Below are 8700 nucleotides of genomic sequence, written 5' to 3'. Positions count from 1 at the left end.
AGCCCTTACTCTTTTTTATTATTCTTTTTTAAACAGGCTCTTAATCTTAAAAATAAGCTTGTTTGTAATTTTTATTATTTCTTTAATAAAAATTACATTATCAATTACTTTTAATATCTTATTTATGTTAAAATATTTCGCAAACTCAATTACATTATTCTTAATTTATAACAACAAAAAAAAATAATTTTTAGTTAAAAAAAATTAAAAGAAAAATTTAAATCCTTTTGCAATAAGCATTTTGGCACATTAATTGAATTTTATGTTTTATCAAAATAATAAACATTAATATTAAAATTATAAATATGAAAAAGTTAATTTTTACAGGAATACTAGCTATCGCAGGATTAGCTACTACAGCAAATGCACAAATTCAAAAAGGTAACTGGATGGTAGGAAGTAGTTTACTTTCAAGTAATTTCGGTTTAAATACTGGTGGAGGTTACAGCATTGCATTACAACCTAAAGGAGCATACTTTGTAGAAGACAACGTGGCTGTCGGTGGTTATGTAAACTTAGGAATTTCTAAAGTAACAAACGGAAGCCCTACAAGATTTGATTATGGAGTGGGTGCTTTAGGTCGTTATTTTCTTTCACCGGGAGAAAAAGGAGTTGATAATTTATTAAATCACGGTAGATGGTTTTTTGAAGGTAACGTAGGTATCGGCGGATCTTCTGTTGAAAGTGGTAACTCAACAACCGGTTTAGATTTCGGAGTTGGTCCTGGTTATTCATACTTTATCACTCCAAACATTGGTCTTGAAGGATTGGTAAAATATCAAGGTCAAGCAGGATTCGGCAATGAAGGATTAAACTCAAACATTACATTTAATGTTGGTTTCAGTATTTATTTACCTACTTCAAAAGCAAAAGCTATTGCTAACGATGTAAGATAAGAATAAACTATTATCATAATAAACAACAAAAGCGACTTAGAAAATTTCTGAGTCGCTTTTTCAAATTAAAACTAAACTATATATAATAAATAAAAAATCTAAGCCTATTTATTGGGTTGCGGCGTGTATCGTAAATAAGGTTTTATTTCGGTCACTCCTTTAGGAAAAATATTTTTGGCATCTTCCGTAGAAATTGATGGCGGAATAATCACATCATCCCCATCATTCCAGTTAACCGGAGTCGCAATTTTATGAGAATCTACGAGCTGAAGAGAATCTAAAACTCTGTTGATTTCATTAAAGTTTCTTCCTGTAGAAGCAGGATACGTAATAATCAGTCTTACTTTCTTTTCAGGATCAATAATTAATAATGAGCGAACTGTTGCAGTTGCAGAAGCATTCGGATGAATAAAATCATATTGCTCAGAAACTTTTCTGTCTTTGTCTGCGATAATCGGAAACCTCACTTCCGTATTTTGAGTTTCGTTAATATCATCAATCCACTTTTTGTGATCTTCTACTCCATCTACGCTCAATGCAATTACTTTTGTATTTTTTTTCTCAAAATCTGACTGCAGTTTTGAAGTAAAACCTAATTCTGTAGTACAAACCGGAGTAAAATCTGCAGGATGCGAAAACAAAATTCCCCAAGAATTTCCTAAGTATTCGTAAAAATCAATATTTCCTAACGATGAGTCTGCCTGAAAGTTGGGTGCGATATCTCCTAGTTTGATTGACATAATATTTTGTTTTATTAGTCTACAAATTTAATAGACTTTTTATTACTGGCAAAATTTTTGCTTAAAAAATATTTTAAAATTTAAAAGATTATTATGGAATATGGCTTAAGCTATTTAGATACAGTGTATAAAGTTTTAGATAATTGGTATATCGCATTTGCCAGGCTCACACCGAAGCTCGTAGTGGGTATTTTAGTTTTTTTATTCTTTCTATTTACCAGTAAATATTTAAGTAAGCTTGCTGTAAAAATCATGTATAAGGTTTTTCCCAACAGTAAAAAGGAAGGATCTGTAATTACAATCATTGGGGTTTTCAGATTTATTATCATGATGATGGGATCATTTATTGCTCTTGAAATCATGGGATTCAGCGGGTTTCTATGGAAGTTTATTGGTAGTTTAGGGGTTGCCGGTGTAATTGCCGGTGTTGCGCTGAAAGATTTAGTTTCAAGTATTTTCTCAGGAATGCTGATTGGGATTGATAAAGCATTCAAAGTAGGAGATTATATTATCGTTAAAGACAATTCGGGAACAGTTTTAGAAATTGGTTTATTAACAACAAAAATAATTAGTGATGATGGAAAAAAAATATACATTCCTAATCAGGTAATTTTTAATGCACCCTTTTCTAATATTACAGCATCACCGCAAAGGAGAATTATTTTAGACTTTGAAATTCCTGCTGATGAAGATGTAAGCAAAGCACAACAAGGGATTTTGGATGTGATAAAAAATATAAAAAATATAGATAAACTTGAAACCGCTGAGGTAAATTTCACCAGTTTAAAACAAGGAATTTTCAATCTTCAGGCAAAATTCTGGATTGCTGCAGGATCAAATATGGTTCACACCAAAAGTGAAGCTTTAGAAAAGATAAAAAAACGCCTCGATGCAGACAATATTCCTTTGGTTACGCCGACAAGCATCAATTTAGTCAATCAGGTTACAGATCAGGGCATTTCTGACAGTAAACCAGAATAGCAAAGCAAAACAAAACCTTCCAAATGCGGAAGGTTTTCTATTTATAATAAATCATCAAAATCTTTAATCTCTGATAATTTTGTCAGTTTTTTTGATTCTAAATTTGTCCAGCTTTCTTCAAAAACTTCATCCGCATCGGGATTATCTTTGTTAATATTATCCTTAACCTGTTGTTTACCCGTTAAATAATTAATACTTGTAATTGTCTGCACCATAGGACCCTGATTGTCGCTGGAATCATATCCAATCAAATAGAAATCTGAATTTCTGTATTGAAAAGTGTACGTCCAATAACCATATCTTCCATGAGCATAATGCACAAATAATTTTCCTTTCTCAACAGACACGTCCAATTCCGGAGCATAATAAACGCCACCATCTTCATTTTCGGATGAGAAACAGGTTTCATTTTTTAAAACCTGATGATATTGATTTCCTTTTTTGAAAAGAATAATCAGTCCTCTTCGATTGCGGTCTAACTCTCCACGAAATTCATGATTAACAAATTTACTTTTATCGGTTCCTTTAATCATTAAAACACAATCTGCAACTCCATCATTATTTAAATCTCCTTCTGTTTTTTCAAAAAGTATAAAACCTTTCGGAATAAAATCTTCGGGTTTATTGGTTATTTCATTTTCAACAGCTGAATCATTTTTAATTGTATCATTGGTTTGTGTTTTAGTTTGTTCTTCACTTTTATTTATCTTCTCTTCTTTTTTACAGCTATGTTGAAAACTAAGTAAAAAAACAGTGATGATTAAGAAAGTTATTTTTTTCATTGCAATTTGATTTATGGTACAATAATAACTAATTTCTAAAAAAATAAACGTACCAGAAAATCCGATACGTTTAATTCAAATTATATTAAAAATTCTTTAAGCCGAATTTCTACTTGCATTAATATTCCCAAACAAAGAACGTGTTACCAATTTTTCGTAAGCTTCTTTATTGCCTTCACCTTTCTGAATTTTCATTAAAGCATATTGCTGAATGCTCAACAAAGGAAGCACAATTCTCTCTCTGATTTTCACCGATTTTCTTGACAACGGATCTTCTTCCTGAAGCTGCTTAAACCCCGTTAATTCAAGCATAATATCTTTTGAAAGATTGTATTCTGCAAATAAAACATTCCAGAATTCACCAAATTTCGGGTTGTTTTTAATGTAATACGTTAACGGGAAATAAGATTTGTTCATACTCATCATTGAGTTTAAAACTAAAGTTTTAAAGAAGTCTGAACCTTTGTATAAATCGATTACTTCTTCAAATCTACCCTGTTCTTTCATTTGCTGCATCGCAAAACCAAACCCGAAAAATCCGGGAACATTCTGCTTCAGTTGCGACCAAGATCCCACAAAAGGAATTGCTCTTAAATCTTCAAATTTAAGTTCGCTGTCACCACCACGTTTTGAAGGGCGGCTTCCAATATTAGTTTTACCGTAGTATTCCAACGTACTCATTTCCTGCAAATACGGAACAAACATCGGATGTGCCTTTAAATCTGAATATTTTTGATAGCTAATATCTGCCAATTCGATAATTAAGGCTCTCTCTTTTTCGGTTAAATCTTTTTTAGAATTTTTGAAAACATCATTCTCAACTCCGGCTGTCAAAAGCTGTTCAAAGTTGTATTTTGCCTGTTCTTTATTTCCGAAAATACTTGTAATGGTTTGTCCCTGAATCGTTAATTCAATTTTGTTATTGGCAATTGTTTTTCCTTGTGATGCGTAGAAATCGTGGGTTTTTCCACCACCTCTTGCAGGAGGTCCGCCTCTTCCGTCGAAGAAAATTACTTTAATTCCGTTTTCTTCAGAAAGTTTGGTAAGAACTTCTTTTGCCTTATAAATTTCCCAGTTTGCTTTCAGATAACCTCCGTCTTTTGTACCGTCTGAAAAACCAAGCATAATCGTTTGCTGGTTTCCTCGTCTTTCCAAATGTTTCTGATAAACCGGGTTTTGATATAATTCATTCATCACATTTTCAGCATTGGCAAGACCTTCCATTGTTTCAAAAAGCGGAACAATATCCATATCAATTTCTTCATCTTTATATCCTGAAATTTTGAAAAATGCATATACATTCATCACATCTTTCACCGCATCAGAATTAGAAATAATATATCGGTTCATTCCACGCAAACCATTGGATTGCTGAATTTCTCTAATTTGAGCAACATTTACGAGTGTATCTGAAACAATTTCATCAAAAGATTCCGTTTCAATTTTTTCTGAAACTTCAATCAGTTTATTGAATTTTTCAACATAATCAGCGTCTGAATTTCCAAAAAGTTTTGCATACACATCATCAATTACTTTCTGGTGAATTCTGCTATCCTGACGAATATCTAAAGTCGCAAAGTGAGTTCCGAAAATTTTCACACGGTCTCTGAAATTCTGAAGCAAATCTAAAAACAGAGAATTGTGCTCGTTGATTAAGATTTTTTCAACATCGTTCAGCCTTTTTAAAATATCTTCCGTAGTAATTTTTTCATTTCTAAAAATCGCAGTGTAAAGTTCATTACTTAGCTGCGTTAAAATTTCAGATACCCCTCTGAAGCTCAACCTTCTTCTTACATCCTTCAGATTCCCGTAATAAGATTTCAGAATTGCGGTACGAAGTTCTTCCGAAACTCTTTTCGTAACAGGTGCAGTGACAAAAGGATTTCCATCACGATCACCTCCCGGCCAAAAACCTAATTGAATAATATCTTCATGCAGATTAAAATGTCCGTTATCAAAAGTTTTTCTGATTTTCGTAAATAATTCGCCAATTGTATCATAATACACGTATCGTAAATAATGAATAATACTCAATGCTTCATCAATCGGAGTTGGTTTTTCTTTATTTACAAAAGGTGTTTTCCCTAGTTGCTGCAAAAGTGTATCAATATTGGTAATAGAATCATCGGTAATTGCCTTTCTTAAATCATGAATGATACGTTGTACCGAACTTGGATAAAACTGAGTAGGGTGCGCTGTAAAAACAACCTTAACCGTGAAATCTTTCAGTTTTTCACGTACTTTTTCAAGCTTATGGTCGTGAAAAGATCTTTCATAAAGATTGGTCACCGTTCCGTTGTCGCTTTCAGAATGCAGCCCTGGAAAAGCAGCATCTTCAATACTATCAAACAAAACCACCTGTCTTTCAATATATTGTATGATTTTAAAAAGCAATTCGAGCTTTTGCTCTTCAGTTTCTAAATCAGTATGATTTTTAAAGAATTCTTCAACAATTTCTACAGGAGTTTTCCCTTCATCATAACCGTTTTTACTTTCTTCACAAAGAAACGGAAGCAACATCCCGATATTGGTCATTTTATCATAAGGCAGGCTCATAAATAATGAATTGTAGATTTGGAACTTATTTTCTACAATCTGCCTGAATTTTTCTGCGCGCTGGTCGTGTATCATATAACAAATGTAATAGATTTTAAATTTATTTGCGAGTAAAATGGTTTAAAATAATATGAAATTTCATGAAAATTAGTAAATAACTCTTCCAAAATTATCTTTAAAATGTATCTTCGCTAAAAACTTAAAAACAAATGGTAAAACAAAAATATGGAACTTTAATATTCTCATTTCTAACTGTACTTTCAGCAGCAATCTCTATTTATTTTTTTGAAAAAGAATTTTTATTTAGCCTTTCTTTTGCTATAGGCTCTATAATATGTGCTTTGTGCGCATACACAGAACATTTGTATGAAAAAGAAAAAGATTTCCAAATTGAAAAGTCTGATTTTTCAACAGAAATGATTATTAATTATTCAAATGTATCATTAGCTATTAGTTTTCTAGGCTATCTGATCTTTATTATTGTCGGAATATATTTTATAAGCCTTGCAGGAACTGATTATCAAAATTATAAGGGTTTTGAATATGTAATGATTGCCATTGCATCTTATTTTATTGTTGCCTATCTTTTTAAAATATTTAAATTATTAAAAAAAGTTTCACAGAAAGATATTTTAATAATTAATAATCAAGGTATTATTTTAAACTCTGAAAAAATGCTTTGGAGTGATATTAAAAACGAAAGATTGATCAAAAAACAAGAGCATAGAGAGCATTCAAAATATGAAGTAGATGTACAATATCTTACGTTGAATTATAAAAACCAAAAAGTGGAATTTCAAATTGATGATCTTGACCAGCAAGATTATAAAATTGAAAAATGTTTAAAATTCTTCAGAGCTAAATTTCAAAAAACAGATTTTAGAAACCCGGAAAAACAAGAAAGAAAAACCGGGATTTCCATTTTTGAAAACATTTTAAAATTAAACGATTTATTTTCTTTACCAGAAAAAGAACTTCAGAAAAATCTTGAAGATATAAGACTTCAAGCCACAAACTATCCTAATGAGTTAAAGTCTTATTGTGAAAGCATTACCGAATTTGAAGAAACAAACCTCGATTCTATCTATTACGCTCTTTCTGAAAATACCGATGTATGGAAAGAGTTTTTGTGCAATGAATTTATAAGACTTTTTGAAATTGCTAAAAAAAGTAATCAGCCAAAAGCAATTTTTAATATTCTTGAGGAAATTTTTTATGATTCTGAACCATCTTCAGCTTCAAGAAAAGTAATTGATTATCTCTACCAAGAACTAAGTAATAATGATGATAAAATTAGGCTAAAAGCACTTATCTCTGTAGATTCTTGGCTTGATGAGGCTGATTTTACTAAAGGAAATATTATCATTCAAAAAATTCAAAAAATGACAAAAGATCACAATTGGAAAATCAGATGGTGTGCTAATGATATTCTTTCATCCTACAATATTTTTACTGATGATGAAATTGCAATACCTTTTCAGGATAAATTGAATGCGAAGTTGAATAATCAATATGAAATAGATTAATAAAATAAACATGAAATTCGGAATTATTTTTTACACCATCCTTGGTATTTTAGCTTTTGCAATAGGAGTTTATCTTCTTCAATTTAATTTTATTATTTCAATTATATTTTTTATTGGTGCATTTATTAATGGCGTTTTTATTCATAAAGAATACAATATTCATAAGCATGATAAAATTGAATACCTAGAAGATACTGTTCCAGATGAAATAGTTATTAAATATTCACGTTCTGGCAGAATTATAGCCATTTCTACGTACAGTATTTTTGTGATGGTAGGAATTCTTTTTCTTTTATCGATTATCATTAAACCAAATTTCGTTTCAATATTTGTATTGATTTTACTAATAGGATTTACAGGTTATTTCATTGTAAAAATAATTTTAGAGATTAAGAAAATATCTAAAATCATGATTTCTATAAACAGAAAAGGGATTCAGATAGAAAATAATCCAATATACGTTTGGAATGAAATACAGCTTGAAAAAATTACATCAAAATATTTAGTAAGCCGAGAATCTAAAAACGATTACAAACCCGAAATTAATTATTTATATTTTTTCCATAATAATGAAAAAATTGAAATCAAGATTGATGATTTTGACATTAGTAATTATCAACTTGCGCAGGTTTTAAAAATATTCAGATTTCGTTACAATAATTCCGGATTATAAATAATTTTGAATACTTCAGTTTAATCATTAATTTTACTTTCGCATCAATTAACCAAATTAAATGAAAAATATATTCTTATTTCTTTTAATGGCTTTTGTTTTCACAGCTTGTGGTGAAGAATGCTATAATGCTCCGCAACCCATCGTTTTTGAGTTTGTAAATTCTAATGATGAAAATCTCATTGCCAATGGAACACTTGGTAATTATTCGATTCAGGATGAAAATCACGTTAGTATACAATTAACTAAAACCGATGATAATAAAATTGTTTTAGAAAATGTGGGGGCTTATAATGGGACAAAAAACTATACTTTTTATTCTAATGTAAAAGTTTTTGATTTTTCAATACAGTCTTCAGAATTTAAAGGAGGTTGCGATGGTTACCAAATCAATAAGCTGACATTTACTGGTATCGCCATTGACGTAACAGACGAAAAAGGATACTATAAAATTACTTTAGAATAATTTTTCATTTTAAATCTCTTGTTGTATTGTAGGAAATTATAAACAAGCAACTTACATTATATTTTTTTTCAACTTTAAGG

At 30.4% G+C, this 8700-nt stretch carries 8 protein-coding genes; 5 read left to right on the top strand and 3 right to left on the bottom strand.

Going from position 1 to position 8700, the window contains the following annotated elements:
• Positions 1 to 305 precede the first annotated feature (305 nt).
• Positions 306 to 896: a hypothetical protein gene (locus tag OEW74_RS17580; RefSeq protein ID WP_265429701.1), complete on the top strand. Its 591-nt coding sequence runs from the start codon at positions 306 to 308 to the stop codon at positions 894 to 896.
• Positions 897 to 1000: 104 nt separating this feature from the next.
• On the opposite strand, the gene OEW74_RS17575 is transcribed toward OEW74_RS17580, so the two are convergent.
• A complete protein-coding gene (locus OEW74_RS17575) occupies positions 1001 to 1636 on the bottom strand; it encodes a peroxiredoxin (RefSeq protein WP_265429700.1) in 636 nt (211 codons plus the stop codon).
• 93 nt (positions 1637 to 1729) lie between these two features.
• Here OEW74_RS17575 and OEW74_RS17570 point away from each other — a divergent pair, with 93 nt between their 5' ends.
• Complete coding sequence (locus OEW74_RS17570) at positions 1730 to 2617, top strand: mechanosensitive ion channel family protein (protein WP_265429699.1); 888 nt, start codon at positions 1730 to 1732, stop codon at positions 2615 to 2617.
• Positions 2618 to 2658: 41 nt separating this feature from the next.
• Here OEW74_RS17570 and OEW74_RS17565 read toward each other — a convergent pair whose 3' ends face one another.
• Both OEW74_RS17565 and OEW74_RS17560 read right to left on the bottom strand, forming a co-directional pair.
• Positions 2659 to 3399, bottom strand: coding sequence for a hypothetical protein (locus OEW74_RS17565; protein WP_265429698.1), 741 nt, complete (start codon positions 3397 to 3399; stop codon positions 2659 to 2661).
• 96 nt (positions 3400 to 3495) lie between these two features.
• Positions 3496 to 6030 carry a phosphoenolpyruvate carboxylase gene (locus tag OEW74_RS17560; RefSeq protein ID WP_265429697.1) on the bottom strand — a complete coding sequence of 845 codons (2535 nt, stop codon included), beginning with the start codon at positions 6028 to 6030 and terminating at the stop codon, positions 3496 to 3498.
• A gap of 134 nt (positions 6031 to 6164) precedes the next feature.
• Here OEW74_RS17560 and OEW74_RS17555 point away from each other — a divergent pair, with 134 nt between their 5' ends.
• From OEW74_RS17555 to OEW74_RS17545, 3 genes are all read left to right on the top strand, one after another.
• The gene (locus OEW74_RS17555) at positions 6165 to 7481 is read left to right on the top strand and encodes a hypothetical protein (RefSeq protein ID WP_265429696.1); all 1317 of its coding nucleotides are present in this window, start codon (positions 6165 to 6167) and stop codon (positions 7479 to 7481) included.
• 10 nt (positions 7482 to 7491) lie between these two features.
• Positions 7492 to 8154 (top strand): hypothetical protein, encoded by a 663-nt coding sequence (locus tag OEW74_RS17550; protein WP_265429695.1) that lies wholly within the window; start codon positions 7492 to 7494, stop codon positions 8152 to 8154.
• A 61-nt stretch (positions 8155 to 8215) separates the two neighbouring features.
• A complete protein-coding gene (locus OEW74_RS17545) occupies positions 8216 to 8620 on the top strand; it encodes a hypothetical protein (RefSeq protein WP_265429694.1) in 405 nt (134 codons plus the stop codon).
• Positions 8621 to 8700 lie beyond the last annotated feature (80 nt).

This window comes from Chryseobacterium sp. YIM B08800 (assembly GCF_026163565.1).
In the GTDB taxonomy this organism is placed as follows: Bacteria; Bacteroidota; Bacteroidia; order Flavobacteriales; family Weeksellaceae; genus Chryseobacterium.
The sequence above is the reverse complement of the archived record's forward strand: the minus strand, read 5'-3'. Positions and strand labels throughout refer to the sequence as shown.